Raw genomic sequence first — 25,261 nt, 5'->3', positions numbered from 1 at the left:
GCCTTCAGTGAGCCCGCGACGGCAGGTCGCCTTCAAGCCCCAGGACCTTGGCGGCGTTGAGGGACACCATCTTGCGGATGTCCTCATCCGCGTAGCCGAGATCGAGGCAGAGCTTCACGCCGCGGCGGACGCCCTCCACCGGGCTGATATTGCCGGTCTGGCCCAGGTCCGAGCACAGCATGGTGTTGTCCACGCCGGCCGCATCGATGTGCTTCTTCAAGTCCTCGGGCGCGCAGCTCTGAAACTTGTTGCCCTCCAGGAACATGCAGAGCGAATGCTCCACCATGGCGCCCATGGCGGCGATGCCCTTCACGTCGTTGAGGCTGGCGTCGACGATGTCCTCGGGATGCGTGAAGATCAACCGCTGGACGCCGCGCTTGCGGGCCTCCTCAAAGACGATCCAGGTTTCGCTCACATGCAGGTGCCCGCTGGCCAGCGCCATGCCGGTGCGGGCGAGGATGTCGAGGATCTCCTTGGCGTCGTCCCGCACGGTCTTGTCGTCGTTCAGCACGGGCACGACGGTGGCCGGCCGGATCTTGGAGGTGGACGCCGGGTGGGCGCGGCCGGACTCCCTTTCCCACCGGAAGTGGTTCTCGGCCGAGAGCGTCGGCATCCAGACGATCTTGCCGCCCATCGCGGCCGTGTGCTCGACCGCATAGGGGTTGAGGCCGCCCACGACATTGTTGAGCGCGATGCCGGAATAGACCTTCGTCTTCAACTCGGGATGATGGCGCGCGATCAGCGCCGCCGTCATCACGCCGGAATAGTCGTGGTCCTTGGTGACGATGGCGGCGAAGCCGACGTCCGAGGCCTCCCGGGCGAGTTCGAGGTGATCGACGCTGCGCGGCGCGATGGACGGGCCGCTATGGACGTGCGGGTCGATGGCGCCGACGAGCAGATCCTCGATCCGCTGGTCCAGGGCTCCGCTGGAGGAGGGTGCGGTCATGACGGGTTCCTTGCTTGGCGGGAGGGCTGGGGGGCGCCCAGCGCGGCGAAGTCGGAGCGCGTGCGGGCCGCGGCCTGGCGCATGAAGCCCTGGTCCGACGAAACGATGAAGGCGTTGGCGCCCAGCGCGCGCCAGTCCTGGGCTTCGGCGGCGTCGGCCACCATGAGGCAGACCGGCTTGCCGACCCGGCGGGCGGCGGCGAGGATCTTTTCGGCGGCGGAGCGCACCTTCGGATCGGCGAGGCCCGTGGCGCCCAGAGCGACCGTGAGGTCGCCCCGTCCGATGAAGAAGCCGTCGAGCCCGTCGACGGACACGATGGCGTCGATGTCGTCCAGGGCTTCCGGGTCCTCGATCATGGCGATCACCGTGACGGAGGCGTCGGCCTGGTCGACATGGTCCCAGACGCCGAGCGTCCCATAGCCGCCGGCCCGCGGCGAGTTGGAGAACCCGCGCGCGCCGCCGCGATAACGGCAGGACGCGACGACGTCCCTGGCCTTCTCGACGCTGGAGACATGCGGGACGAGCACGCCGGCGGCGCCGTCGTCGAGAACGGCGAGGAGCTTGGCGGGAGTGGGCTCCGCCACGCGGACGATCCCGGCCGTCCCCGACGCCCGGGCCGCCAGCAGCCCGACGTCGATCGTGACCCGGTCGAAGGGCGCGTGCTCCTCGTCGATGACGACGAAGTCGAAGCCGAGCCCGCCCAGGATCTCGATCGCGTGGCTTGTGGGGGTCTTGATGAAGGTCCCGAGCAGGACCTCGCCGTCCTGGAATCGTTGGCGAAAGGTCCGTTTCGCCTCTCCGGAGCCGGTTGACATGGGCTAGGCCTCTTCCCTAATATGTTCTGGCTACTAGAACATCATCTCATTTTTCAGAACGATACCGGCAACCTGCCGTGGGCTGTCAAGCCCTTTTCGAGCCGGGCGCATCTGCGCGCAGGCTCACGCAGCGTCCGGTCCGGTCCATGGGAGCGCATTCATGCCCAAGATCAGCGGCGCGGCGGGCGAGGGCGTCCAGTCGGTCGTGCTCGTGCTGCGGATCCTCGAGACGCTCGCCCAGGCGGGAAAGCCGCTCGGCGTCACCACGCTGGCGCAGGAGCTCGGGACCACGAAGAGCCGCATCCACCGTCACCTGCGCACCCTCGTGCAGGAGGGCTATGTGGGCCAGGCGCCCGAGACAGAGCGCTACCTGGTCGGGCCGCGACTGGTGACCCTGGGCCGCGCGGTCAGCGAAGACCTCGATCTCGCGAATGCGGCCACGAGCGCCCTGCAGGAGCTGCGCGACAGCCTCGGGCATTTCTCCGTCGTGTCGCAGATGGACGTCGAGGGCGTGCGCGTCCTCAAGACGGTCTCAGGCAAATCCGCCATCGAGATCGGGGTTCGGCAGGGGTCGCTGCTGTCCTTCCACGGCTCGGCCCAGGGCAAGGTGGCGCTGGCCTTCGGCCCGCCGGAGCTGCGGTCGCGGGTGCTGCGCTCGCGCCTCGACATGCTGACGCCCCACACGGTCGTGAGCGCCTCCACCCTGGACCGCGAGTTGGAGCAGATCCGCGAGCGCGGATGGGCGGTCGCCCCGAACGAGGCGATGATCGGCATCAACACCCTGGCCGCGCCCATCCTGGACGTCAGCAACGCCGTGGTCGGCACCGTCGGGATCGTCGACTCCATCCAGTACATCGAGGCCCAGCCGTCGGCCGAGCAGATCCGCCGCATCGTCGAGGCGGGCCGCCGCATCTCGCAGGCCATGGGCCATCGGGGTTGACAGGCTCGGGTTCGGCCCTCAAACTTCAAAAACGAAACGTTGTTCTGAACAACAGAACAACTCGTCGAGGAGGAAACCGATGGACCGCCGTCTCGGGGCGCTCGCCGCAGCATTGCTCGCCTTCACGTCCACCTCCGCCCTGGCCCAGCAGGTCTACAAGGTCGGCTCCTCGGTGGGACTGACCGGCTACGCCGCCGTCAACGACCGCGCCTGGCGCGACGGCTTGCAGCTCGCCGCCGAAGCGATCAACGCCAAGGGCGGCGTGCTCGGCCGCAAGATCGAGCTCGTGGTGGAGGACAACCGCTCCGAGCCGCAGGAGGCCGTCGTCGGCTACCGCAAGATGATGTCCAACGACCAGGTCCAGATCTTCGACAGCGGCTGCGTCTCGGCCGGCAATTTCGCGGCGGCGGGCTCGGTCGTTCGGGCCCAGATCCCGATGATGCTGTGCTCGATCCTGCCGCAGCGGCCGGAGGAGCAGAAATGGGCCTTCAGCGTGCTGCCGCCGCCGCGTTTCGAGATCGAGGCCCGCTACCAGCACCTGAAGGACAAGACAGACATCCGCAAGGTCGGGATCCTGCACGATCCCACGCCCTATGCGATGCTGATGAAGGATCTCGGCTCCAAGATCGCCAAGGACATGGGCCTGGAGGTCGTGGCGGTCGAATCCTACAAGCAGGACGACGCGGACGTCAGCGTCCAGATCGGCCGCATGAACGCCGCCGGCGCGGGCGCCATCGTCAAGATGGGCCAGGGCGGCTCCACGGTGACGACCGCCAAGAACATCAAGGCCCTCGGCCTCGACAAGATGATCCTCATGGCGAGCCTCGACGACTGGGCCACCTTCCGCCAGGCCGGCGAGGTGTTGGGCGAGCGCTTCCTGTTCGTGGCGCCCGGGGTGCAGATCCCGGACGCGATCCCGGCCGGGTCCGCCAAGGAGGCGGCCGAGAGCTTCCTCAAGGTCTGGCGGGCCAAGCACGGCGACCGCGATCCCAACGCCGGCGCTCGCGCCTGGGACAGCCTGATGCTGATCGCCGCCGCCGCCGAGAAGGCCAAGTCGCTCGAAGGGCCGGCGATGCGCGACGCGCTGGAGACGCTGCCCTCCACGCAGGGAGCCTTCGCGCAGTTCAACTTCTCACCCGAGCAGCATGTCGGCATCACCAAGAACCCCTTCGAGATCGGGGTCCTGCGGGACGGCAAGTTCGTGGCGCTGAAATGAGCGGGCCGCTGCTCGAAGTCACGGAGATCTCGGCTCATTACGGCCGGGTGCACGCCCTCAAGCCGACGAGCCTGCATGTCGGGCGCGGCGAACTGGTCACGGTGCTCGGCCCCAACGGGGCCGGCAAGACGACGCTGCTTCGCGCGCTCACCCGGCTGACGCCGGCGCAGGGCCGCATCATGTTCGATGGCCGGGACGTCACCGCCCTGCCGACGCACAAGCTGGCCGAGCTCGGCGTCATCATGGTGCAGGAGGGCCGAGGCCTCTTCGGCCAGATGTCGGTGCGCGAGAACCTGATCCTCGGCGCCTACACGCGCCCGGGCGGCGACATCGACAAGCAGCTCGGCGCCGTGTTCGAGCTGTTCCCGCGGCTGAAGGAGCGCGTCGAGCAGATCTCGTCCTCGCTCTCGGGCGGCGAGCAGCAGATGCTGGCGATCGGGCGCGCCCTGATGGCCGAACCGAAACTCCTGATGCTCGACGAGCCGTCGCTGGGCCTGGCGCCCCGCGTCGCCGGAGAGATCCTGTCCACGCTCGGCGAATTGAACCGGCGGGGCCTCGGCATCCTGCTCGTCGAACAGAAGGCCCCGCTGGCGCTGAAGCTGGCCAAGCGGGTCTACGTGCTTTCGCTCGGGCGCATCGCGGCCGAACTCCCCGCTTCCGAGATCAGGTCCCACCATGACCTCGCCCGCTATTACCTCCACTAGGTCTCGCTTGCGCGACCTCGCCGCGCCCGCCGCCCCGGTCCTGGCCGCGCTGGCCCTGCTGGCCTATGCGCTCACCTCCAGCGGCTACATCGTCACCGTGCTGGGTTTCGCGGCGATCTACGGCGTGTTCGCGACCGGGCTCAATTTCTTCATGGGCTATACGGGCCAGGCCTCGTTCGGCCAGAACGCCTTCGCGGCGGTGGGCGGCTACTGCTCGGCCATTCTCACCGCCACCTACGCGGTGGAGCCGCTGATCGCCCTCGTCCTGGCCACCTGCCTGTCGTCGCTGGTGGCTTTCGCGGTCGGCTACCCGACGCTGCGGCTGCGCGGCCACTATCTGGCGATGGCGACCTTCGCGCTCGGGCTGATCACCTACGAGATCACCATCGAGTGGACGAGCCTGACCCAGGGCTACATGGGCTATTCGGGCATTCCGCCCCTCGGGATCCTGGGCTACGAGCTCGCCAGCGAGAAGCAGATGCTGGTGGTGCTGGTCGGCTTCCTGCTGCTCGGCGTGTGGATCTCCAGCCGCCTGCGCCATTCGCGCTTCGGCCGCGCGCTGGCCGCGATCGCCGGCAGCGAGCCCGCGGCGGCGGCGCTCGGCGTCAACGTGGCGCGCTACAAGCTCGCCGCCTTTGTGATCGCGGCGGCCTACGGGTCCGTGGCGGGCTCGCTCTTCGCCCATTTCGTCGGCTTCATCAGCCCGGAGGTCTTCGGCACCTCCATGGTCGTGCTCAGCTTCACGATGCTCTATCTGGGCGGCATCGGGACGACCTGGGGCCCTGTCGTCGGGGCGGTCATCGTTTCCCTGCTCCCCGAAGCGCTGCGCGGCCTGAAGGAGCTGCAGGACGTCGCCTACTGCATCATCCTGGTCTCGATCCTGATCTTCGCCCCCAAGGGTCTGTCGGGCCTCGGCGCGCTGGTCGGCCCGTGGCTGGACCGCGGCAAGGCCGCCAAGGGGGAGCGACCCTGATGGCGCTGCTCTCCGTCCAGAACGTCACGATGCGGTTCGGCGGCCTGCTGGCCAACGACCAGATCAGCTTCGACGTGCCGCAAGGCTCCATTTACGCCGTCATCGGCCCGAACGGGGCCGGCAAGACGACCCTGTTCAACTCCATCGCGGGAGCGCTTGTCCCGACCTCGGGCGCGGTGGTGTTCGACGGCCAGCCGATCACCGGGCTGCCGCAGGCCTCGATCGCGTCGCGCGGGCTGATCCGGACCTATCAGCTGGTCCAGCTCTTCAAGGACCTGACGGTGGCCGAGAACGTCGAGATCGGCTTTCACCGCGTCACCCGCGGCGGCGTGCTCAGCGCGCTCCTGCGCCCGCGCTGGGCGCGCGAGCAGGACGCCCGCATCGCCCGCGAGGCACGCGAGTTGCTGGCCTTCGTCGGCCTCGGCGACCAGGGCGACCTGGTCGCCGACAAGCTGCCCTACGGGCGCCAACGCCTGCTCGAGGTCGCCCGCGCGCTGGCGGCCGATCCCAAGCTGATCCTGCTGGACGAGCCCGCCGCCGGCCTCAACACGCAGGAGACGGCGGCGCTGGCCGACGTGATCCAGCGCGTCAACGCCCGCGGCGTGACCGTGTTGCTGATCGAGCACGACATGGGGCTGGTCATGAAGGTGGCGCAGCGCATCGCGGTGCTCGATTTCGGCAAGACGATCGCCGAGGGCGCCCCCGACGAGATCCGGCGCAATCCCGATGTGCTCGCGGCCTATCTGGGCGGCGTGGAGATGATCGATGGCTGACATCACGCAACTGCTGCAGAGCCTCGTGACGGGCGTCGGCGTGGGGCTCATCTACGGGCTCGTCGGCATCGGGTTCTGCGTCATCTACAACGCCAGCGGCATCGTGAACTTCGCGCAGGGCGTGTTCGTGATGCTGGGCGGCATGGTGTGCCACGCCCTGCTCACTCGTCTCGGGCTCCCGCTCGTTCTGGCCGCGATCCTGACCGTCCCGATCGTCGCCGCGGTCGGCATGCTGATCGAGACGCTGGTGGTCCGGCCCATGTGGAACCGGGGCGCGACCATGTTCGCCATCATCCTGGCCACGCTTGCGACGCAGATCATGATCGAGCGGATCACCATCCTGACCCTGGGCGACCAGCCGCGGTCGATCCCGTCCTTCACGGAGGGCGGGCCGCTCAAGCTCGGCGACGTCGCGGTGGGCTACCAGCTGTTCTGGATCCTGGGCTGCGGAGCCCTGATGGTGGGGCTGCTCTGGCTCTTCTTCACCCGCACCCGCACGGGGCGGGCGTTGCGCGCCTGCTCGCAGAACCGCGAGGCGGCGGCCCTGCTCGGCATTCCGGTCTCGCGCATGCTGCTGGTGTCCTTCGCGCTCTCGGCCGCGCTCGGCGCCGTGGCCGGCATCCTGGTGACGCCGACGCAGGTCACCGCCTTCAATGTCGGCACGCCGTTCGGCGTCAACGGCTTCATCGCGGCCATCATCGGCGGCTTCGGCAGCGCCGCCGGCGCGCTGGCGGGCGGTGTGCTGCTCGGGGTGCTGCAGGCGGCCGCCATCGTGCTCTTCGGGGCCGGATTCAAGAACGTCGCGGCGCTGTCGACGCTGCTGGTGGTGCTGCTGCTTTTCCCCAGCGGCATCTTCGCCGGCCTGAAAGGCTTCCGGCGGGCGGCCTGAGCCGCCGCCGTCCCGGCCGGCCCCCAGCGCCGGCGCATGTCTCCGGAGTCCGATCATGTATGACAAGTCCGACCCCCGCGCGAGCCTCGCCGCCACGCCGGCCAGCGCGCCCGTCTTCACGGCCTATTCGCCGGCCGACTACGTGAAGTTCTACGAGGAGCAGCCCGCCGAGAGCGGCCCCGATGGCCGCACCTGGTACATGCGAGGCCAGAACGGCGTGGTCGGCTATTCGGAGGCGAAGGCCGGCGCGCGCTTCAGCCGAAGCGGCCAGCTCGACGAGTGGGTGTTGCTGCTGCCGGACCCCGGCGTGTCCGTGAGGGTGACGGCGGGGGGCGAGACCAGGACCGTCGCCGGCTATTCGGTGACCTTCGTGCCGCCCGGGGACAGCGTCGTCGAGGTGGTGGAAGGCGGGCGCATCGTGCGCCTGTTCACCACCCGCTCGGCCGACCTCGCGGCGCTCTGCTCGAATGCGGGCGCGTATGTCGAGCCGCACCACAACATCCCGCCCTTCCAGGCCTGGCCGACGCCGCCGGACGGGTTCAAGATCCGCACCTACAGCCTGGACGTGCCGGACGAGCCGGGCCGTTTCGGCCGGATCTGGCGCTGCACCACCTTCATGGTGAACTACCTCGCCCCGCAGGCCGGACCGCGCGACATCACCAAGCTGTCGCCGCACCACCACGACGATTTCGAGCAATATTCGCTCTCGGTGCAGGGCTCCTTCATCCACCATCTGCGGTGGCCGTGGACGCCCAACATGAAGATGTGGCGCAACGACGAGCACGAGTTCGTCGGCACCCCGTCCGTCACCGTCATCCCGCCGCCGGCGATCCACACGACCCGCGGCATGGATCCGGGCGTGAACCAGCTCGTCGACATTTTCTCGCCGCCGCGGATCGACTTCTCGTTGAAGCCCGGATGGGTGCTGAACGCGACGGATTACCCCCTGCCGGAGGCGGCCCCGAAGGGCTGACCAGATCGGCCTCAGCTGCCGGGACGGCCCTGCAGGGCGGGGAGGAACATCTCCGACCAGACGGCCGGCTTGGTCTTGATGGTCCCGGACAGCTGCATGAAGTCGGCGAACTGCATCATGCCCGTCGGCGTGGTGGAGAACCGCGTGTCGGGGTCCTCCAGCATCTTCAGGACCTCGTCGACGTCGACCTTGACCTTCGAGCTCCGGACGAAGATCTCGGCGGCCTTACGCTTGTCGGCCGCGATAAGGGCGTTGGCGTCGTCCAGCGCGTCCAGGAAAGCCTGGGTGGTTTTGGGATTGGCGTCGACGAAGCGCTTGGGCGCGAAGGTGACGTCGAGGGTGATGCCGCCCAGATAGTCGACCGAGTTCGCGACGCGGCGGATATTGGGGCTCTTCACCTCCAGATACTGGAAGGGCGGGGAGGTGAAGTGGGCGGTGATCTCCGTCTTGCCGCCGATCAGCGCCGCCACGCCGTCCGGATGGGCGAGGCCGACGGTCAGGGGATCGAGCTTGCCGTAGTTCTCTCGCCCGAACTCCTTGGCGACCATCATTTCCAGCACCACCGCGGCCAGGGACGTCCGGATGCCCGGAATGGCGATCTTGTCGGCGGAGGTGAAGTCCTTCAGGCCGGTGATGCTGGCCTTGTTGGTGTTGAGCCAGAGCGAGGTCGAGCTCATCCCCGACACGCCCACGACCTCCACCTTCGGGATGCCCTTCGCCTTGGACCACAGCGTGATGAAGCCCGGCGCGCCGATGCCGGCGAAGTCGAGCGCGCCCGTCATCATGGCGTCGTTGATGACGTTGCCGCCGTCGAGCGTCAGCCACTCCACCTTGAGGGGGCCGAGGCCGGCCTTCTCGGCGCGGCTCTCCAGGAGCTTCTGGTCCTCCATGACGATCAGCGGCAGATAGAGAATTCCGAAGCCCTTGGAGATGCGCACCTGGCCGACTTCCGCCTGGGCGCCGGACGCGCCCGCCATGAGGAGTGATGCGGCGGCGAGCGCCCTGAGCGTTCGGAATGGGGTCATGGCGCTGTCCTTGTCGGGCGTGTCGGGGCAGGCATCATCGGCGAGGCGGCGGAAAGGTCAACGCCGGTCCGGGGTGCCGCACGGCTCAGGAGGGCTTGAACCGCTTGGCCAGGGCCTCGGCGGCCCGCGCCAGCATGCTGGCGTCCACTCCGACGGCCGTGAAGACGGCGCCGAGTTCGATGCAGCGTTGCGCGAAGGCGTTGTCGGGCGTCAGGATGCCGGCGGGCTTGCCGCAGGCGCGGATGCGCCGGATCGCGTCCTCGATGGCGGCCACCACCTCTGGATGGCCGGCCTCGCCGACATGGCCGAGGCTGGCGGCGAGGTCTGCGGGGCCGATGAAGACGCCGTCGACGCCGTCCACGCCCGCGATCTCCTCCAGGCGGTCCAGCGCCTCGCGGGTCTCGATCTGCACCAGCAGGCAGAGCTCCTCCTCGGCGCGGCGGGCGTAGCCGGCGATGCGGCCGAAGCCGGTGGCGCGCGTAACGCCCGAGACGCCGCGTATGCCGCGCGGCGGATAGCGCATCGCCGCGACCGCGGCCTGCGCCTCGGCGGCGCTCTGCACATAGGGGATGAGCAGGGTCTGGGCGCCGAAATCCAGGATGCGCTTGATCAGCACCGCGTCGTTGCTGGCCGGCCGCACGATGGGGGAGACCGGGTAGGGCGCGACGGCCTGCAGCTGCGCCAGCACGGTCAGCGGGTCGCCGGGCGAGTGCTCGGTGTCGAGCAGCATCCAGTCGAAGCCGGCGCCCGCCATGGCCTCCGCCGCGTAGGCGCCGGGCAGGCTGCACCAGAGGCCGATCTGCTGGCGTCCGGCCAGGATGGCGCGCTTGAAGGCGTTCTGCGGGAGTTGCATGGGTTCAGCCTCGGTCTCGCGCGCCGGGCGGCGCCGTGTCCACCATGATGCGCGTGGACCATGCCGGCGGTCACGATGTCAATGGCTCATGGCAGGTCCGCTTTTGAGGTCGGGACCCCGGAACCGGCTATCAAGGGCCGCGCCAGACGTGCGAGAAACGCGTGGTCGCGAACAACAGACCGCGAAAGCGGCGAGGCAGCAGGGAGACGCCGATGTCGGACAGGACCAAGCCAGACGCCCAGACCGGCATGCGCAAGGGCCTCGCCCAATATGGCGACGCGGAGTTCTCGCTCTTCCTGCGCAAGGCGTTCATCAAGGCGATGGGCTATTCGGACGACGCGCTCGCCCGGCCCATCATCGGGATCACCAACACCTTCTCAGCCTACAACGCCTGCCACCGGAACGTCCCGGACCTGATCGAGGCGATCAAGCGCGGGGTGATGCTGGCGGGCGGACTGCCGCTCGAATTCCCCATCATTTCAATGCACGAGTCCTTCTCGCATCCCACCAGCATGTTCCTGCGCAACCTGATGGCGATCGACGCGGAGGAGATGATCCGCGCCCAACCGATGGACGCGGTCGTGCTCATCGGCGGCTGCGACAAGACCGTTCCGGCGCTGCTGATGGGCGCGGGCAGCGCCGACGTCCCGGCGATCCTCACCGTGACGGGGCCGATGATCACCGGCTCGCACAAGGGCGAGCGGCTCGGCGCCTGCACGGATTGCCGCCGGCTCTGGGGCCAGCACCGGGCGGGCGCCATCGGGGCGGACGAGATCGAGGAGATCAGCGGCAAGCTCGCGCCGGGGCCTGGCACCTGCATGGTGATGGGCACCGCCAGCACGATGGCGCTCTGCGCCGAGGCGCTGGGCATGATGCTTCCCGGCGGGGCCGCGATCCCCGCCGTCGACGCGGACCGCCTGCGCCATGCGGAAGCGACCGGCGCGCGCGCGGTGGCGCTGGCCGCCGAGGGGCTTCGGCCGTCGCAGATCATGACGGCGGGCGCGTTCGACAATGCGCTGCGCGTGCTGCAGGCCATCGGCGGATCGACCAACGGCCTCATCCACCTGGTGGCCATCGCGGGCCGGCTCGGCGTCGAGCTCGACATGGACAAGTTCGACCGCATGGGCGTCGAGACGCCGGTGCTGGTCGACCTGAAGCCCTCGGGCCAGCACTACATGGAGGACCTGCACCGCGCGGGCGGGCTCGCTGCGATCCTGCGCGAGATCAGCGGCCATCTGGAGACCCAGAGCCTCACCGTCACGGGCCGGACGCTCGGCCAGGAGATCGACGCCGCGCCGCCGGGCTGGGAGCAGGACGTCGTCCGCCCGGTGTCGCGGCCCATCCACCAGGGCGGCGGCCTGCGGGTGCTGCGCGGGAGCCTGGCCCCCCACGGCGCGCTGATCAAGCAGGCCGCCGCGACGCCGGCTCTGCTCCGGCACGAGGGCCGGGCCGTGGTGTTCTCGTCCTTGGCCGACATGGCGGAGCGGCTCGACGCGCCGGACCTCGACGTGAAGGCCGACGACGTGCTGGTGCTGCAGAACGCCGGCCCGAAAGGGGCCCCCGGGATGCCGGAGGCCGGCTACATCCCGATCCCGCGCAAGCTGGCGGCCGCCGGCGTGAAGGACATGGTGCGCATCTCCGACGCTCGCATGAGCGGCACGGCCTTCGGCTCGATCGTGCTGCATATCAGCCCGGAGGCGGCCGAAGGCGGCCCGCTGGCGCTGGTGCGCGACGGCGACCGGATCGCGCTCGACGTCGCGGCGGGGCGCATCGACCTGCTGGTCGACGAGGCCGAACTCGCCCGCCGCCGACAGGGCTGGAGCCCGCCCCACGCGGCGCCCGAGCGCGGCTACAAGAAGCTCTACTGGGACGAGGTGCTCCAGGCCGAGCACGGCTGCGACTTCAACTTCCTGCGAAAGCATCCGCTCCCGAGATAGCGCGCCGGGATCAGCCCTTGCTCATGAAGGCCGCGAAGCGGGCCTGCGTCTCGGGCAGCCGGCGCAGCCGGTCGAACTCCGCCGCCTCGGCCGCGATGGTCTCCAGCGTGGCGGCCCGGCGGGCCTTCTGCAGCAGCGCCTTGGTGGCCAGCACGGAGGGCGCCGGCAGGGCGGCGAGCGCGGTCGCGCGTTCGAGCGCGCGGGGGAGGGCCTGGCCGTCCTCGACCGCCTCGTTGACGAGCCCGTCCCGGGCGGCGGCCTCGCCGGAGAACTCTTCCCCCAGCAGCAGCATCTCGGACGCGCGCTTCGCGCCCGCGACCTGGGGCAGCAGCAGCGTCGAGGCGCCCTCGGCGCAGATGCCGAGCGGCACGAAGGGCAGCTTGAAGCGCGCGGAGCGGCCCGCATAAGCGAGGTCGCAATGCAGCAGCATGGTCGTGCCGATGCCGATGGCGAAGCCCTCGACGGCGGCCACGACCGGCTTGTCGAAGGACGCGATGGCGCGCAGGAAGCGGATCGCCGCGTGGCCGCCGGGCTCCTCGGCCCGGGTCATGAAGTCGGCGATGTCGTTGCCGGAGGTGAAGCAGCGCTCCGCCCCGGTCAGGACCACGACCCTGACGGCGTCGTCCGCCGCGGCGTCGGCCAGCCCGGCGATCAGGCCCTCATAGGCGGCGGCGTTCAGCGCGTTGCGGCGCTCCGGGCGGTTGATCTCCAGCTGGAGCAGGCCGGAAGCGGGCATGGAGCGGCGAATGGGATCTGTCATGGGTCACTCCAAGGCCGGGTCAGAACGGCGAAGCCTGGGCCGCCAGGGCCGAACGGGCGGCAGCATACTCGTCGCGCAGGCGGGCGACGAGGTCGGCCGTGGCGGGCACGTCGTCGACCAGCCCCACGCCCTGCCCAGCGCCCCAGATGTCGCGCCAGGCCTTGCCCTTGCCGGCGCTGAAATTCATCGCGGTCTTGTCGGCCGTCGGCAGGTTGTCCGGGTCGAGCCCCTGCAGGGCGACGCTGGGCTTCAGGTAGTTGCCAGGCACGCCCGTGAACAGCGGCGTGTAGACGATGTCGGCCGCCGAGGCGTCCACGATCATAACCTTGTAGCGCGGATCGGCGTTGGCCTCGCGAGTGGCGATGAAGCGCGTGCCCATATAGGCGAGGTCGGCTCCCATCGCCTGGGCGGCCAGGATCGAGCGCCCGTTGGCGATCGAACCCGACAGGATGATCGGGCCGTCATAGAATTTGCGCACCTCGCCCACCAGCGCGAAGGGGCTGAGCGGCCCGGCGTGCCCGCCCGCGCCGGCGCAGACCAGGATGAGGCCGTCCACGCCCTCCGCCAGCGCCTTCTCGGCGTGCCGGATCGAGATGACGTCGTGAAAGACGAGGCCGCCATAGCCGTGGATGCGGTCGACCACGGCGCCGGGCGCCCGCAGGCTGGTGATGATGATGGGGACTTCGTGCTTCACGCACAGGTCGACGTCATGGTCGAGCCGGTCGTTGGAGGCGTGGACGATCTGGTTCACCGCGAAGGGCGCGATCGGGCGCGCCGGGTGCAGCGCGCGGGCGGCCGCGAGCTCGCCCTTGATGCGCAGGATCCAGGGCTCCAGCTCCTCCTTGGGCCGGGCGTTCAGCGCCGGGAACGACCCCACCACCCCCGCCAGGCACTGCGCGATGACGAGGTCGGGGGTCGACACGATGAACATCGGCGACCCGATGACGGGCAGGCTGAGGCTGCCTTGCAGGATGGCGGGAAGCGGCATCGGCTCCTCGGAAAAAGGCCGCCAGGGCGGGCGGACGGCTGAAATGCGGGGCGGGACGGCCGCGCCTAGACGTTGATCAGCCCGCCGGCGTCCGCCACCCGGGAAAGATGGTGGTCGGCGTCGCCGAAGAGCGTGTCGATCATCGTCATGCGCTTGAAATAATGCCCGATCTTGTACTCCATGGTCATTCCCACGCCGCCATGGAGCTGGATCGCCTGCTGGCCGACGAACCGGCCCGAGCGGCCGATCTGCACCTTGGCGCCCGCCACTGCGGCCGCGCGCTCGGCGGGGTCGGGCGACGCCGCCGTCATGGTGGCGAACATCGCCATGCTGCGGGCCTGCTCCAGCGCCACCACCATTTCGGCGGCGCGGTGCTGCAGCGCCTGGAACGAGCCGATGGTCGTCCCGAATTGCTGGCGCGTCTTGAGGTAATCGACCGTGATCGCCTGCATTTCCTCCATGCAGCCCACCGCCTCGGCGCAGAGCGCCGCGATGGCTTCGTCGGTGACGCGCTCGATGAGCGGCAGGGCCGCGCCGGGGTCGCCGATCGCAGCCTCGCCGGGGACGTGCACGCCCGACAGCGCGATCTCGGCGGCGCGATGGCCGTCCTGCGTCGGATAGCCCCGGCGGCTCACCCCGGGAGCGTTCGCGTCGACCAGGAAGAGGCCGATCCCGTCCCGGTCGCGCGGGGAGCCGGCCGTGCGGGCCGAGACGACGAGCCTGTCGGCCCCGTCGCCATGCAGCACGAGGCCCTTCTGGCCGTCGAGGCGCCAGCCCGCGCCGTCGCGCGTGGCCGTCGTGGCCACGTCGAAGAGATCGTAGCGCGCCTGGCGCTCGGCATGCGCGAAGGCCATGCGCAACTCGCCAGCCGCAATGGCGGGCAAATGCGCGGCCCTCTGCTCGGCGCTCCCCGCGTGGCGGATGAGCCCCCCGGCCAGCACCACGGTGGCGAGGTAGGGCTCCACCACGAGGGCGTGGCCGAAGGCCTCCATCAGGATCATGGTCTCGACAGGTCCGCCCCCGAAGCCGCCGTCCTCCTCGGCCAAGGGCAGGCCGAGCAGGCCCAGCTCGGCGAACTGCGCCCAGACGGCGGGGCTGTAGCCGGGCTCGGAGTCCACGATGCGCTTGCGGGCGTCGAAGTCATAGGCGTCGGCGAGGAGGCGCCCGACGCTGTCCTTCAGCATCCGCTGCTCTTCGGTGAGATCGAAATCCATGTGTCAGAGCCCCAGAACGGCCTTGGCGATGATGCTCTTCTGGATCTCGTTCGAGCCGCCATAGATCGAGACCTTGCGGGTGTTGAAGTAGTTCGGCGCGATCATGGCCGCCCAGTCCGGCCCGACCGGCGGCTCGTTGGAGCCTTCCTCCGAATGGGGGTCATAGGGCATCGCATAGGGGCCGATGACGTCCATGAGCAGCTCGGTGGTGGCCTGCTGCAGCTCGGAGCCCTTGATCTTCAGCACCGATGAGGCCGGGTCCGGCTTGCCGCGCTCGCGCCGGCCCTCGGCCGCGACGACCCGCATCTGGGTGATCTCCAACGCCTTGAGCTCGATCTCGACGGCGGCGAGCTTCTCGCGGAAGCGCCGGTCCTCGATCAGCGGGCGTCCGCCGGCGAGTTCGATCGCGGCGAGCTGCTTGATGCGGCGGATGCGCTCCTTGGAGACGCCGACGCGGGCGATGCCCACGCGCTCGTTCCCGAGCAGGAACTTGGCGTAGTCCCAACCCTTGTTCTCCTCGCCGACGAGGTTCTCGACCGGCACGCGCACGTCGTCGAAGAAGACCTCGTTGACCTCGGCCCCGCCGTCGATGGTCTGGATCGGCCGCACGGTGACGCCGGGCGTCGTCATGTCGATGAGAAGGAAGGAGATGCCCATCTGCTTCTTGGCGGCGGGGTCGGTGCGCACGAGGCAGAAGATCCAGTCGGCGTATTGCGCCAGCGTGGTCCAGGTCTTCTGGCCGTTGACGACATAGTGGTCGCCCTGGCGCTCGGCGCGCGTCTTCAGCGAGGCGAGATCGGAGCCGGCGCCGGGCTCCGAGAAGCCCTGGCACCACCAGTCGTCGATATTGGCGATGCGGGGCAGGAAGCGCTGCTTCTGGGCCTCGCTGCCGAAGGTGTAGATCACGGGCGCGACCATGTTGACGCCGAAGGGCAGCGGCTGCGGGGCCGGCGCCATCTGCATCTCCTCCTGGAAGATATACTGCTCGACCGGCGTCCAGTCCGTGCCGCCCCACTCGCGCGGCCAGTGGGGCACGGCCCAGCCTTTGGCGTTCAGGATGCGCTGCCAGGTGACGAGGTCGTCCTTGGTGGGGTGATGCCCGGACGTGATCCTGTCGCGGATCTGCGGCGGCAGCGCCTGCTTGAAGAAGGCGCGGACGTCGTCCCGGAAGGCGAGCTCCTTGTCGGTGAAGCGCAGGTCCATGGCGTGCGTCCTGTTGGCTTGGCCTCGTTAAGACCGTTTATCCCTAAACCATTCCGTGCGGAAGACGCCGGTCAGGGCGAGGCTTCCTTGCGCAGTTCGGCGCGCGAGAGCTTGCCGACCGGAGTGCGCGGCAGCGAGGCCCGAAACTCCAGCGCGGTCGGCATTTCGTGCTTGCCGACCTTGTCGGCGAGAAAGAGCCTGAGATCGTCCATCGAGAACGGCTCGGCGCCGTCGCGCAGGGTCACGAAGGCCTTGGCGGCTTCGCCCCGGTACTCGTCCGGCACGCCGAGCACGATGCATTCGGCGACGGCGGGGTGCTCGTAGATCGCCTGCTCGATCATCTGCGGATAGACGTTGAAGCCGCCCGAGATGATCATGTCCTTCTTGCGGTCGACGATGAAGAAGAACCCGTCCTCGTCCATATAGCCGACGTCGCCAGTGAGGAAGCGGTCGCCCACGAAGGACTGCGCGGTTTCCTCCGGGCGGTTCCAGTAGCCCTTGGTGACGTTGAGCCCGCGGACGCGCAACTCGCCCACCTCGCCGGGGGGCAGCGTGCGCGTCGGGTCGTCCAGCGACACGATGTCGAGCTCCACGCCGGGGAGCGGGATGCCGATCGTGCCGGGCTTGGACGGGCCGTTCTCAGGGAGGTTCGTGCCGGCCGGTGAGGTTTCGGTCATGCCCCAGCCGCCCACCAGCCTGCGGCCGGTGAGCCGCTCGAAGCGCCGCGCCACCTCCACCGGCAGGGGCGCGCCGCCGGAGGCGCAATGGATCATCGACGAGAAGTCCACCTTGTCGACGCCCGGATGGTTGGCGAGCGCGATCCACATCGTGGGGACGCCCGGGAAGGAGGTCGCGCGGCCCTGCTCGATGTCGCGGATCGTCTGCTCCACATCGAAGCGGGCGCGCAGCAGGATGGTGTTCCCCCGGTCGATCTGGCGCAGCAGGATCGTGGTGAGCGCGTAGATGTGGAAGAGAGGCAGGACGCCGATGACCCGGTCGGCGCCAGGCCGGGACAGGCCCTGGCCCTCCAGCCAGGCGTTGTACATCGACACGGCCGCGGTCAGGTTGCCGTGGGTCAGCATGGCCCCCTTCGGCAGGCCGGTCGTCCCGCCGGTGTATTGCAGCAGCGCGACGTCGTCGATGGACTGCTCCGGCCAGGACGGGGGCGGGCTCGCGGCGGCCGCGAAGCGCGAAACCGGGATTACGTCCGGGCGGTCGGGCAGGGCCGTCCTGGGGCCGTCCCCGCCCCAGGCGGCGTCCTCGCCGACGATGACGCGGTCCAGCAGCCCGGCGTCGAGCAGGCGGACCGCCGTGGGCAGGAGGCTCGTCCCCAGATCGGTGGCGAAGAGAGTGCGGGCGCCGCTGTCGCGCAGCTTGTGCGCCAGCACGCGCTCGGCGTCGAGCGGGCTGAGATGGACGATCCGCGCGCCCGCCCGGCTGGCTCCGAAGAAGGCCGCCGGGTGCCAGGGCGTGTTCGGCAGATAGAGCGCCACCGTGGCCCCGGGCCCCAGGCCGGCGCGGAGCAGGGCGGCCGCCATCGCGTCGACGCGGCGGCCGAGCTCCGCGAAGCTCAGGCTCACGTCGCGGAACTCGATCGCGACGCCGTCGCCATAGCGGGCCACCGCGCGGTCGAGCAGCTGCGGCAGCGTGCAGCGCGCGATCGGCGCGTCCCAGCGGGCGCCGGGCGCATAGGATTTTTCCCACGCGAAAGGGGCGCGCCCGGTCACGCGGTCTGATCCGTCGCGGGCCGAGCGGTCACGTCTGCCTCCCATCAGTTCCGCAGTGCGGAATGGCGTTTCGCATCTTGACGAGCAGGCTAGAAGTCTGGTGAGCTTCCTGTCAACGCCCCGGCGAGGGCGGACCAGAGGAGCGGGATGCCGGACCGGGACGAGGACGACAGCGCGGAGGGCGACCGCAAATTCGTGGTGGCGCTGGCGCGCGGACTGGACGTCCTGCGGGCGTTCAGGCCCCATGACGGCCTGCTCGGCAACCACGAGATCGCGGCCCGCACGGGCCTGCCGAAGCCGACCGTGACGCGGCTCACCTACACGCTGACGAAGCTCGGCTATCTCACGGCTGTCCCGCGCTTCGGCAAGTATGAACTCGCCCCCGCGTCGCTCGCGATCGGCTACTCGGCGCTGGCCAATATCGGCATCCGCCATGTCGCGCAGCCGCACATGCAGGAGCTGGCCGACTATGCCGGCGGGGCCGTGGCGCTCGGCGGGCGCGACCGCAACAGCATGATCTATGTGGCCCAGGCGCGCAGCGACACGGCCCTCACGGTGCGCCTCGACATCGGCTCGCGCATCCCAATGGCGACGACCGCGATGGGGCGCGCCTTTCTGGCGGCGCTGCCGTCGGACGAGCGGGCCGAGCTCTACGACAGCATGGCGCCGCGCTTCGGCGAGCGCTGGCCTTCGGTGCGCGACGGCGTCGAGAGGGCGCTGGAGGACTTCGCCCGGCGCGGCTTCACCGTCTCGGAAGGCGAGTGGCAGGACGACGTGCATTCGGTGGGCGTCCCGCTGACGCCGCGCGACGGCAGCCGGCCCCTGGCCTTCAACTGCGGGGCGCCGGCGTTCCGCTTCACCCGCGACCGGCTGGAGAATGACATCGGCCCCCGCCTCGCCGCCATGGTGAGCGCCGTCGAGGCCACGCTGAACGGAGGCCCGGTTCCCGATGGAGCAGGGCCGCGCAACGCCAGAGGCCGCCAACCGGCCCGCACGCACCAGGGAGGGACCCATCTTGCTGACATCGCCGAGGAGACGGGCTGAGCGCATCCGCGCGACCGCCCCCTTCGCCCAGCAGCCTCGGCCGGTCCGCGCATGAGCGGGAGCGCCGATCCGTTGTTGCGCGTCCAGGACGTGCGGGTCTCGTTCGGCGGCATCGTGGCGCTGGACGGGGTCAGCTTCGACCAGCAGGATGGGCACATCCTGGGGCTCATCGGCCCGAACGGGGCCGGCAAGACGACGCTGTTCAACTGCCTGAGCCGCCTCTACCACCCCAATTCCGGCGAGATCGCGCTATCGGGCCGCAGCATCCTGACGCGCCCGGCGCATCGGATCGCCGAGATCGGGATCGGCCGCACCTTCCAGAACGTGGCGCTGTTTTCCCGGCTCTCGGCCTTCGACAACGCCATGGTGGGCGGGCACGCCCGCACCCGGTCGGACCTGATCAGCGACGCGTTGCGCCTGCCCTGGGCAAGGCGCGCCGACGCCGCCCTGCGCGAGCGCGTCGCGGAGATCCTGGCCTGGCTCGACCTGGAGGCCGTCGCCGACCTGCCGGTCGCCGGTCTGCCCTTCGGGACGCAGAAGCGGGTGGAGCTCGCCCGGGCGCTCGCGGCCCAGCCGCGGCTGCTGCTGCTGGACGAGCCGGCCGGCGGGCTGAACCATGACGAGGTGCGCGAACTGGGGCGCCTCATCCGGCGCATCCGGGACGAGCGCGGCGTCTCGGTGCTGCTGGTCGAGCATCATATGGGCCTCGTGATGTCGACGGCGGACCGCGTCGTCGCGCTCAATTTCGGCCGCAAGCTGGCGGAGGGCACGCCCTCGCAGGTGCAGCGGGACGCGGCGGTGATCCGCGCCTATCTGGGAGACAGGGCCGCATGACCGCGCTTCTCGAGGTGCGGGGCCTGAAGGCTTATTACGGTCCCGTGCAGGCGCTGCACGGGCTCGACTTCACCCTGCGCGAAGGCGGCATCACGGCCCTTCTGGGCGCCAACGGGGCGGGCAAGACCACGACGTTGCGGGCGCTGTGCGGCATGGTCCGGGCGACGGGCGAGGTCACGCTGGGCGGCGAGCTCGTCATCGGCCGGTCCACCGAGGACGTCTGCCGGATGGGCGTCGCGCATGTGCCCCAGGGCCGCGGCACCTTCGGCCGCTTCACCGTGGAGGAGAACCTGCAGCTCGGCGCCATGACGCGCCGCGACCACGCCGCCATCCGCGACGACATGGAGCGGATGTACGCCACCTTCCCGATCCTGAAGGCGCGCCGGATGCAGCAGGCCGGGGCGCTGTCGGGCGGCGAGCAGCAGATGCTGGCGGTGGCGCGCGCGCTGATGCTGAGGCCGCGGCTGATGCTGCTGGACGAGCCCTCCTTCGGGCTCGCGCCGCTGATCGTGCGCGAGCTCTTCGACATCTTCGCCGCCGTGAACCGGGACCAGGGCGTCAGCATGCTGATCGTCGAGCAGAACGCCGAACTCGCGCTGGATCTCGCCGGCGACGCCTATCTGATCGAGACGGGCTCGATCGTGATGGCGGGCGAGGCGGCCGCGATCCGGCAGGACGAGGGCGTCCGCAAAGCCTATCTGGGGTATTAGGGATGGACCTTCTCCTCCAGCAGATCCTGTCCGGGCTGGCGAGCGGCGCGATCTACGCCTGCATGGCGCTGGCCGTGGTGATGATCTACCAGGCCATCGACCACCTGAATTTCGCCCAGGGCGAGATGGCGATGTTCTCCACCTTCATCGCCTGGCAGCTGATGCGGTGGGGCGCGCCCTACTGGGCGGCCTTCGTCGCCACGGTGGCGCTCTCCTTCGTGGGCGGGATCGCGATCGAGCGGGTCGTGTTCAAGCCCCTCAAGAACGCGCCGGTGCTGAGCCATGTGGTGGTGTTCATCGCGCTCTACGCGATCCTGAACAGCCTCGCCGGGTTCATCTGGGACTTCACCGTCAAGCCGTTTCCGAGCCCCTTCGGCTCCGCGCCGTTCATGGGGTCGCACCTCATCGGCTCGCACCAGGTGGGCATGATCGCCACCACGTTGGCCATCCTGGGCTTCCTGTACGGCTTCTTCCGGTTCACCCGCGTGGGGCTGGCGATGCGGGCGGCGGCGGCCAACCCGGAATCGGCGCGGCTCGTCGGCGTGCGCGTCGGCTGGATGGTGGCGCTGGGCTGGGGCATGGCGGCCGCCATCGGGGCCATCGCCGGCATGCTGATCGCCCCGGTGGTGTTCCTGGAGCCCAACATGATGCTCTCCATCCTGCTCTACGGCTTCGCCGGAGCGGTGCTGGGCGGGCTCAACAGCCCGGGCGGGGCGGTGCTGGGCGGCTTTGCGGTCGGCGTCGTGGAGAACCTGGCCGGCACCTACATCCCGGTGATCGGCGGCGAGCTGAAGCTGCCGATCGCGCTCTTCCTCATCGTCGGCGTGCTCGTCGTGCGCCCGAACGGCCTTTTCGGCCGGCTCAGCGTCCAGAGGGTCTGATGACGATCGAACAGGGCGCCGAACTCCCGCACGCCCGCGCAGCCCTGCGCGGCGCGGGCGCGCGCCGGCCTGCCGCGGGCGCGGCGATGACGCTCCTGGTGGTCGCCGCCCTGGCGCTGGCGCCGCTCGTCCTGAAGAACTTCTTCGTCTTCCAGCTCACCATGGTGCTGGTCTACGCCATCGCGATCCTGGGGCTGAACCTGCTCACAGGTTTCAGCGGCCAATTCTCGCTGGGGCACGGCGCCTTCTACGCCATCGGGGCCTACACCTCCGCCATCCTGATGGAGCATTTCGGCGTCGGCTACGCCTGGACGCTCCCGGCGGCGGGGGCCGTCTGCTTCGTCGCCGGCTTCCTGTTCGGCCTGCCGGCGCTCCGGCTGGAGGGCGTCTATCTGGCGCTCGCCACCTTCGCGCTGGCCGTCGCGACGCCGCAATTCCTGAAGCTCGGTCCGTTCGAGGGATGGACAGGGGGTGTCCAGGGCATCGTCATCGTCAAGCCGGACGCGCCGTTCGGCTTGCCGCTGAGCCAGGACCAGTGGCTTTTCTACTTCACGCTCGCCGCGGGGGCGGCGCTCTACGCGGCGGCGCGCAACATCGTGGCGAGCCGCAGCGGGCGCGCCCTCATGGCGATCCGCGACAACCCCATCGCGGCCCGCTCGATGGGCGTCGACACGGCGCTGTTCAAGTCGCTCGCCTTCGGGCTCAGCGCCTTCTACACGGGCGTGGCCGGCGCGCTCGGGGCCATAGTGGTGCAGTTCGTGGCGCCGGACAGCTTCACCTTCCCGCTCTCCGTCTCGCTTTTCGTCGGCCTCGTGGTGGGCGGCGTCGGCTGGCTGCCGGGCGCGCTGATCGGGGCGGCCTTCGTGATGTTCATCCCGAACGTCGCCGAGCATCTGTCCAAGGGGCTGTCCGGCGCCGTCTATGGCGTGCTGCTGATCCTGATCATCACGCTCGCGCCCAGCGGGGCGGCTGGCCTCTACCAGCGTTTCAAGCATCGATTCATCAAAACAGGGCCGAACGGCAAGGCCTGACCTTGGAGGACGCCACCATGACACCAGCACGCATCGGCCTCGCCGCGCTCGGCGCCGCGATCCTGTTCGCCGCGCCCGCCTGGGCTCAGAAGAAGTACGACGTCGGCGCGACCGACTCCGAGATCAAGATCGGCAACATCATGCCGTATAGTGGGCCGGCCTCCGCCTATGCGCTGATCGCCAAGACGCAGAAGGCCTATTTCGACAAGATCAACGCCGAGGGCGGGATCAACGGCCGCAAGATCACCTTCATCTCCTATGACGACGGCTACTCGCCGCCCAAGACGGTGGAGCAGGCGCGCAAGCTGGTGGAGAGCGACGAGGTCCTGCTCATCTTCCAGCCGCTCGGCACCGCCTCCAACGCCGCCATCCAGAAATACATGAATGCCAAGAAGACGCCGCAGCTCTTTGTCGCCACCGGGGCGACGCGCTTCGGCGACAATCCCAAGACCTCGCCCTACACCATGGGCTGGCAGCCGAACTACCAGTCCGAAGGGCGCATCTACGCCAAATACATCTTGGACACCAAGCCGGCCGGCAAGATCGCCGTGCTCTTCCAGAACGACGACTATGGCAAGGACCTGCTGAAGGGCCTCAAGGACGGACTCGGCGCCAAGGCGTCGATGATCGTCGCCGAGGCCGGCTATGAGGTCTCCGAGCCGACCGTCGACTCGCAGATCGTCAAGCTGCAGGCGTCCGGCGCCGACATCCTGGTCAATGTGGCGACGCCGAAATTCGCCGCCCAGGCCATCCGCAAGGTGGGCGAACTCGGCTGGAAGCCCCTGCACATCGTCAACAACGTGTCGAACTCGGTGGGCTCGGTGATGAAGCCGGCCGGATTCGAGAACGCCAAGGGCGTCCTCTCCACCGCCTATCTGAAGGACGCCACCGACCCGGCCTGGAAGGATGACGCCGGCATGAAGGAGTGGTCCGCCTTCATGGACAAGTATTTTCCGGACGGCGACCGCACCTCCAGCTTCACGGTCTACGGCTACGCCTCCGCCCAGACCCTCGTGCAGGTGCTGAAACAGGCCGGCGACGACCTGACTCGCGACAACGTCATGCGGCAGGCCGCCAACATGAAGAACGTGCCGCTGAACGTGCTCATCCCCGGCATCACGATGACCACGAGCCCGACCGATTTCTTCCCGATCGAGCAGATGCAGATGATGTCGTTCGACGGCGAGAAATGGAACCTGTTCGGCTCCGTGCTGAGCGGCGAGCTCGGCGGCTAGCCCAGCTCGAAGGTGGTGATCCCGAAGATGCGCCCGACCGGCAGGTCGGGCGCCGGGCCGCGATACATCCGGGCGGTCTCGAAGGACGGGGAGAGGTCGTGGCGCTCGGCGAGGTCGAGCGCCTCGGCGTTCGGCTCGGGCGGGTCCAGAACGACGGTCTGGCCCTTCACGGCCGACGCCAGCGCCCGGAAGATCAGGTCCGCCGCATGGGCGTCGTCGGCGAAGAGCGGGCCGATCTTGTGCCCCTCGCGACAGGGGCGGATGACGCCGTAGCCCAGCGTCTCGCCGGAATCGACGAGGGCGTATCCGGTGCGCCTGCCGCCGCGGAGCCATCCGGCGAGGAACGCCTCCCGGGGCGCGCCGAAGCAGGCGCGGTCATAGGCCAGGATCGACGGCATGAGCCCCTGCCCGATGCGCGCGAGGCGCGGATCGAGCGGCATGTCGCAGCGCGACAGCCCCTCGTAGCGCACGTTTCGCCAGGCGAGTTCGAAGCCGCTCTTGCGGTAATTGGGCTGCTGCGCCGGCACGCCGTCCAGCCCCACCACCCGGCCGGACAGGGTCTCCATGCCGGCGTCCCACAAGGCCCGGGCGATCCCGCGGCCCCGGAAGGCGGGCGCGGCGATATAGAGGCCCAGGAAGCCCAGGCTCTCGCCATAGCGCACGACCGAGATGGCGGCGGCCGGTTCTGCGCCGACGAAGGCCATCAGGAAGCCGCCAGGATCCGTCGCCAGGAACACGGCCGCGTCGCCGAGGCCGGGGTTCCATCCCTCCGCGGCCGCCCAGTCGAGCGCCAGCGCGAGGTCGTCATGCTGCATCGGGCGGATGGTGATCTCGGTCATCAGGCAGGACCTAGCGTCCTGGCGCTCCCTCGGGCGCGCCGCCCGCGAAGGCCTTGGGCAAGGGCGGAGCATAGCCCCCGATCTTGGACGTGCGAAGCCCCAGCGCGACGAGGCTCTCGGCCAGCTTCACGGCCGCCGCGACGCCGTCCACGACGGGCAACCCGTGCCGCTCGGAGAGCCGGGCCGCAAGATCCGCCATGCCGGCGCAGCCCAGCACGATGGCCTCGGCGTGGTCCTGCGCCTTGGCGCGCTCGATCTCCTCGCCAATCCGGGCCGAGGCGTCGGAGGCGGGATCCTCCAGCCCCAGTACCGGGATCTCGCAGGCCCGCACCCGCGCGCAACGGCGGTCGAGCCCGTAGCGCAGCAGGTTGTTCTCGATGGCCGGGATCGAGCGCGAGAGCGTCGTCACCACGGAGAAGCGATGCGCCAGCAGGCTCGCCAGGTGGAAGGCGGCCTCGCCGATGCCGATCACCGGGCCCCGGGCGGCGCAGCGGGCGGCTTCCAGGCCGGTGTCGTCGAAGCAGGCGATCACATGGGCGTCGGCGCCGGCCTTCTCGGCCCGGGCGATCTCCACCAGCAGGCCCGGGACCGAATAGGCCTCGTCCCAAAAGCCCTCGATCGAGGCGGGCCCGGTCTCCGGCTGGGCGGCCAGGATCTCGGTCCCGGGGGCGGCGACGGCCCGGGCGGCGGCGCCGATCTTGGCCGTCATGCTGGCCGTGGTGTTGGGGTTGACGACGGCGATCCGCATCGG

At 69.7% G+C, this 25,261-nt stretch carries 25 protein-coding genes; 14 read left to right on the top strand and 11 right to left on the bottom strand.

Features of this window, described 5'->3' with window-relative positions; genetic code table 11:
• Positions 1-4 precede the first annotated feature (4 nt).
• Both ABEG18_RS20760 and ABEG18_RS20755 read right to left on the bottom strand, forming a co-directional pair.
• Positions 5-946 (bottom strand): DUF6282 family protein, encoded by a 942-nt coding sequence (locus ABEG18_RS20760; protein ID WP_406854952.1) that lies wholly within the window; start codon positions 944-946, stop codon positions 5-7.
• Entirely contained in the window at positions 943-1,761 is an 819-nt protein-coding gene (locus ABEG18_RS20755; protein ID WP_406854951.1) for an HpcH/HpaI aldolase family protein, read from the bottom strand. Before ABEG18_RS20755 ends, ABEG18_RS20760 begins: the two co-directional genes overlap by 4 nt.
• A gap of 160 nt (positions 1,762-1,921) precedes the next feature.
• On the opposite strand from ABEG18_RS20755, the gene ABEG18_RS20750 reads away from it, so the two are divergent.
• The 7 genes from ABEG18_RS20750 to ABEG18_RS20720 all read left to right on the top strand — a co-directional run bounded on the left by ABEG18_RS20750 (position 1,922) and on the right by ABEG18_RS20720 (position 8,229).
• Complete coding sequence (locus ABEG18_RS20750) at positions 1,922-2,701, top strand: IclR family transcriptional regulator (RefSeq protein ID WP_406854950.1); 780 nt, start codon at positions 1,922-1,924, stop codon at positions 2,699-2,701.
• Between the two features lie 79 nt (positions 2,702-2,780).
• Complete coding sequence (locus tag ABEG18_RS20745; RefSeq protein ID WP_406854949.1) at positions 2,781-3,917, top strand: ABC transporter substrate-binding protein; 1,137 nt, start codon at positions 2,781-2,783, stop codon at positions 3,915-3,917.
• A complete protein-coding gene (locus tag ABEG18_RS20740) occupies positions 3,914-4,621 on the top strand; it encodes an ABC transporter ATP-binding protein (protein WP_406854948.1) in 708 nt (235 codons plus the stop codon). Before ABEG18_RS20745 ends, ABEG18_RS20740 begins: the two co-directional genes overlap by 4 nt.
• Positions 4,622-4,628: 7 nt before the next feature.
• Positions 4,629-5,594, top strand: a complete 966-nt coding sequence (locus ABEG18_RS20735; protein WP_406854947.1) for a branched-chain amino acid ABC transporter permease — start codon at positions 4,629-4,631, stop codon at positions 5,592-5,594.
• The gene (locus ABEG18_RS20730) at positions 5,594-6,367 is read left to right on the top strand and encodes an ABC transporter ATP-binding protein (protein WP_406854946.1); all 774 of its coding nucleotides are present in this window, start codon (positions 5,594-5,596) and stop codon (positions 6,365-6,367) included. Before ABEG18_RS20735 ends, ABEG18_RS20730 begins: the two co-directional genes overlap by 1 nt.
• Positions 6,360-7,256 (top strand): branched-chain amino acid ABC transporter permease, encoded by an 897-nt coding sequence (locus tag ABEG18_RS20725; protein WP_406854945.1) that lies wholly within the window; start codon positions 6,360-6,362, stop codon positions 7,254-7,256. Before ABEG18_RS20730 ends, ABEG18_RS20725 begins: the two co-directional genes overlap by 8 nt.
• A 55-nt stretch (positions 7,257-7,311) precedes the next feature.
• Entirely contained in the window at positions 7,312-8,229 is a 918-nt protein-coding gene (locus ABEG18_RS20720; RefSeq protein WP_406854943.1) for a hypothetical protein, read from the top strand.
• 11 nt (positions 8,230-8,240) lie between these two features.
• Here the strand turns inward: ABEG18_RS20720 and ABEG18_RS20715 are convergent, their stop codons facing one another.
• Entirely contained in the window at positions 8,241-9,254 is a 1,014-nt protein-coding gene (locus tag ABEG18_RS20715; protein WP_406854942.1) for an ABC transporter substrate-binding protein, read from the bottom strand.
• A gap of 85 nt (positions 9,255-9,339) precedes the next feature.
• Complete coding sequence (gene hpaI, locus ABEG18_RS20710) at positions 9,340-10,107, bottom strand: 4-hydroxy-2-oxoheptanedioate aldolase (RefSeq protein WP_406854941.1); 768 nt, start codon at positions 10,105-10,107, stop codon at positions 9,340-9,342.
• Between the two features lie 212 nt (positions 10,108-10,319).
• Between hpaI and ABEG18_RS20705 the strand changes: the two genes are divergently transcribed.
• A complete protein-coding gene (locus ABEG18_RS20705) occupies positions 10,320-12,044 on the top strand; it encodes an IlvD/Edd family dehydratase (RefSeq protein WP_406854940.1) in 1,725 nt (574 codons plus the stop codon).
• 10 nt (positions 12,045-12,054) lie between these two features.
• Here the strand turns inward: ABEG18_RS20705 and ABEG18_RS20700 are convergent, their stop codons facing one another.
• The 5 genes from ABEG18_RS20700 to pimA all read right to left on the bottom strand — a co-directional run bounded on the left by ABEG18_RS20700 (position 12,055) and on the right by pimA (position 17,936).
• Positions 12,055-12,804 carry an enoyl-CoA hydratase-related protein gene (locus tag ABEG18_RS20700; protein ID WP_406854939.1) on the bottom strand — a complete coding sequence of 250 codons (750 nt, stop codon included), beginning with the start codon at positions 12,802-12,804 and terminating at the stop codon, positions 12,055-12,057.
• Positions 12,805-12,823: 19 nt separating this feature from the next.
• Complete coding sequence (locus tag ABEG18_RS20695; protein WP_406854937.1) at positions 12,824-13,792, bottom strand: NAD(P)H-dependent flavin oxidoreductase; 969 nt, start codon at positions 13,790-13,792, stop codon at positions 12,824-12,826.
• 65 nt (positions 13,793-13,857) lie between these two features.
• Positions 13,858-15,006, bottom strand: a complete 1,149-nt coding sequence (locus ABEG18_RS20690; RefSeq protein ID WP_406854936.1) for an acyl-CoA dehydrogenase family protein — start codon at positions 15,004-15,006, stop codon at positions 13,858-13,860.
• Positions 15,007-15,009: 3 nt separating this feature from the next.
• Positions 15,010-16,209, bottom strand: a complete 1,200-nt coding sequence (gene pimC, locus ABEG18_RS20685) for a pimeloyl-CoA dehydrogenase large subunit (RefSeq protein WP_406854934.1) — start codon at positions 16,207-16,209, stop codon at positions 15,010-15,012.
• A 71-nt stretch (positions 16,210-16,280) separates the two neighbouring features.
• Positions 16,281-17,936, bottom strand: coding sequence for a dicarboxylate--CoA ligase PimA (gene pimA / locus ABEG18_RS20680; protein WP_406854933.1), 1,656 nt, complete (start codon positions 17,934-17,936; stop codon positions 16,281-16,283).
• A 147-nt stretch (positions 17,937-18,083) separates the two neighbouring features.
• On the opposite strand from pimA, the gene ABEG18_RS20675 reads away from it, so the two are divergent.
• The 6 genes from ABEG18_RS20675 (at position 18,084) to ABEG18_RS20650 (ending at position 23,671) form a co-directional block, all read left to right on the top strand.
• Positions 18,084-18,980, top strand: a complete 897-nt coding sequence (locus ABEG18_RS20675; RefSeq protein WP_406854932.1) for an IclR family transcriptional regulator — start codon at positions 18,084-18,086, stop codon at positions 18,978-18,980.
• 51 nt (positions 18,981-19,031) lie between these two features.
• Complete coding sequence (locus ABEG18_RS20670; protein WP_406854931.1) at positions 19,032-19,814, top strand: ABC transporter ATP-binding protein; 783 nt, start codon at positions 19,032-19,034, stop codon at positions 19,812-19,814.
• Positions 19,811-20,524: an ABC transporter ATP-binding protein gene (locus ABEG18_RS20665; protein ID WP_406854930.1), complete on the top strand. Its 714-nt coding sequence runs from the start codon at positions 19,811-19,813 to the stop codon at positions 20,522-20,524. Before ABEG18_RS20670 ends, ABEG18_RS20665 begins: the two co-directional genes overlap by 4 nt.
• Before the next feature lie 2 nt (positions 20,525-20,526).
• Positions 20,527-21,405, top strand: a complete 879-nt coding sequence (locus ABEG18_RS20660; protein ID WP_406854929.1) for a branched-chain amino acid ABC transporter permease — start codon at positions 20,527-20,529, stop codon at positions 21,403-21,405.
• Positions 21,406-21,491: 86 nt separating this feature from the next.
• Positions 21,492-22,436 (top strand): branched-chain amino acid ABC transporter permease, encoded by a 945-nt coding sequence (locus ABEG18_RS20655; RefSeq protein WP_406858663.1) that lies wholly within the window; start codon positions 21,492-21,494, stop codon positions 22,434-22,436.
• A 17-nt stretch (positions 22,437-22,453) separates the two neighbouring features.
• Complete coding sequence (locus ABEG18_RS20650) at positions 22,454-23,671, top strand: ABC transporter substrate-binding protein (RefSeq protein WP_406854928.1); 1,218 nt, start codon at positions 22,454-22,456, stop codon at positions 23,669-23,671.
• Here ABEG18_RS20650 and ABEG18_RS20645 read toward each other — a convergent pair.
• Positions 23,668-24,510, bottom strand: coding sequence for a GNAT family N-acetyltransferase (locus ABEG18_RS20645; protein WP_406854927.1), 843 nt, complete (start codon positions 24,508-24,510; stop codon positions 23,668-23,670). The two genes, ABEG18_RS20650 and ABEG18_RS20645, sit on opposite strands and share 4 nt — an antisense overlap.
• Positions 24,511-24,520: 10 nt before the next feature.
• Positions 24,521-25,258, bottom strand: coding sequence for an aspartate/glutamate racemase family protein (locus tag ABEG18_RS20640; protein WP_406854926.1), 738 nt, complete (start codon positions 25,256-25,258; stop codon positions 24,521-24,523).
• Between the last annotated feature and the right edge of the window lie 3 nt (positions 25,259-25,261).

Origin of the sequence: Alsobacter sp. KACC 23698, from assembly GCF_045348435.1 — a bacterium.
In the GTDB taxonomy this organism is placed as follows: Bacteria; Pseudomonadota; Alphaproteobacteria; order Rhizobiales; family Beijerinckiaceae; genus Alsobacter.
Note: the sequence above shows the minus strand (reverse complement) of the source record. Positions and strands in the feature narration are given on the sequence as shown.

What these genes read in the sequence shown, in the direction of transcription:
- ABEG18_RS20760 (WP_406854952.1), bottom strand. Translation starts at nt 946, where the DNA reads ATGACCGCACCCTCCTCCAGCGGAGCCCTGGACCAGCGGATCGAGGAT.
- ABEG18_RS20755 (WP_406854951.1), bottom strand. Translation starts at nt 1,761, where the DNA reads ATGTCAACCGGCTCCGGAGAGGCGAAACGGACCTTTCGCCAACGATTC.
- ABEG18_RS20750 (WP_406854950.1), top strand. Translation starts at nt 1,922, where the DNA reads ATGCCCAAGATCAGCGGCGCGGCGGGCGAGGGCGTCCAGTCGGTCGTG.
- ABEG18_RS20745 (WP_406854949.1), top strand. Translation starts at nt 2,781, where the DNA reads ATGGACCGCCGTCTCGGGGCGCTCGCCGCAGCATTGCTCGCCTTCACG.
- ABEG18_RS20740 (WP_406854948.1), top strand. Translation starts at nt 3,914, where the DNA reads ATGAGCGGGCCGCTGCTCGAAGTCACGGAGATCTCGGCTCATTACGGC.
- ABEG18_RS20730 (WP_406854946.1), top strand. Translation starts at nt 5,594, where the DNA reads ATGGCGCTGCTCTCCGTCCAGAACGTCACGATGCGGTTCGGCGGCCTG.
- ABEG18_RS20725 (WP_406854945.1), top strand. Translation starts at nt 6,360, where the DNA reads ATGGCTGACATCACGCAACTGCTGCAGAGCCTCGTGACGGGCGTCGGC.
- ABEG18_RS20720 (WP_406854943.1), top strand. Translation starts at nt 7,312, where the DNA reads ATGTATGACAAGTCCGACCCCCGCGCGAGCCTCGCCGCCACGCCGGCC.
- ABEG18_RS20715 (WP_406854942.1), bottom strand. Translation starts at nt 9,254, where the DNA reads ATGACCCCATTCCGAACGCTCAGGGCGCTCGCCGCCGCATCACTCCTC.
- hpaI (WP_406854941.1), bottom strand. Translation starts at nt 10,107, where the DNA reads ATGCAACTCCCGCAGAACGCCTTCAAGCGCGCCATCCTGGCCGGACGC.
- ABEG18_RS20705 (WP_406854940.1), top strand. Translation starts at nt 10,320, where the DNA reads ATGTCGGACAGGACCAAGCCAGACGCCCAGACCGGCATGCGCAAGGGC.
- ABEG18_RS20700 (WP_406854939.1), bottom strand. Translation starts at nt 12,804, where the DNA reads ATGACAGATCCCATTCGCCGCTCCATGCCCGCTTCCGGCCTGCTCCAG.
- ABEG18_RS20695 (WP_406854937.1), bottom strand. Translation starts at nt 13,792, where the DNA reads ATGCCGCTTCCCGCCATCCTGCAAGGCAGCCTCAGCCTGCCCGTCATC.
- ABEG18_RS20690 (WP_406854936.1), bottom strand. Translation starts at nt 15,006, where the DNA reads ATGGATTTCGATCTCACCGAAGAGCAGCGGATGCTGAAGGACAGCGTC.
- pimC (WP_406854934.1), bottom strand. Translation starts at nt 16,209, where the DNA reads ATGGACCTGCGCTTCACCGACAAGGAGCTCGCCTTCCGGGACGACGTC.
- ABEG18_RS20675 (WP_406854932.1), top strand. Translation starts at nt 18,084, where the DNA reads ATGCCGGACCGGGACGAGGACGACAGCGCGGAGGGCGACCGCAAATTC.
- ABEG18_RS20670 (WP_406854931.1), top strand. Translation starts at nt 19,032, where the DNA reads ATGAGCGGGAGCGCCGATCCGTTGTTGCGCGTCCAGGACGTGCGGGTC.
- ABEG18_RS20665 (WP_406854930.1), top strand. Translation starts at nt 19,811, where the DNA reads ATGACCGCGCTTCTCGAGGTGCGGGGCCTGAAGGCTTATTACGGTCCC.
- ABEG18_RS20660 (WP_406854929.1), top strand. Translation starts at nt 20,527, where the DNA reads ATGGACCTTCTCCTCCAGCAGATCCTGTCCGGGCTGGCGAGCGGCGCG.
- ABEG18_RS20655 (WP_406858663.1), top strand. Translation starts at nt 21,492, where the DNA reads ATGACGCTCCTGGTGGTCGCCGCCCTGGCGCTGGCGCCGCTCGTCCTG.
- ABEG18_RS20650 (WP_406854928.1), top strand. Translation starts at nt 22,454, where the DNA reads ATGACACCAGCACGCATCGGCCTCGCCGCGCTCGGCGCCGCGATCCTG.
- ABEG18_RS20645 (WP_406854927.1), bottom strand. Translation starts at nt 24,510, where the DNA reads ATGACCGAGATCACCATCCGCCCGATGCAGCATGACGACCTCGCGCTG.
- ABEG18_RS20640 (WP_406854926.1), bottom strand. Translation starts at nt 25,258, where the DNA reads ATGCGGATCGCCGTCGTCAACCCCAACACCACGGCCAGCATGACGGCC.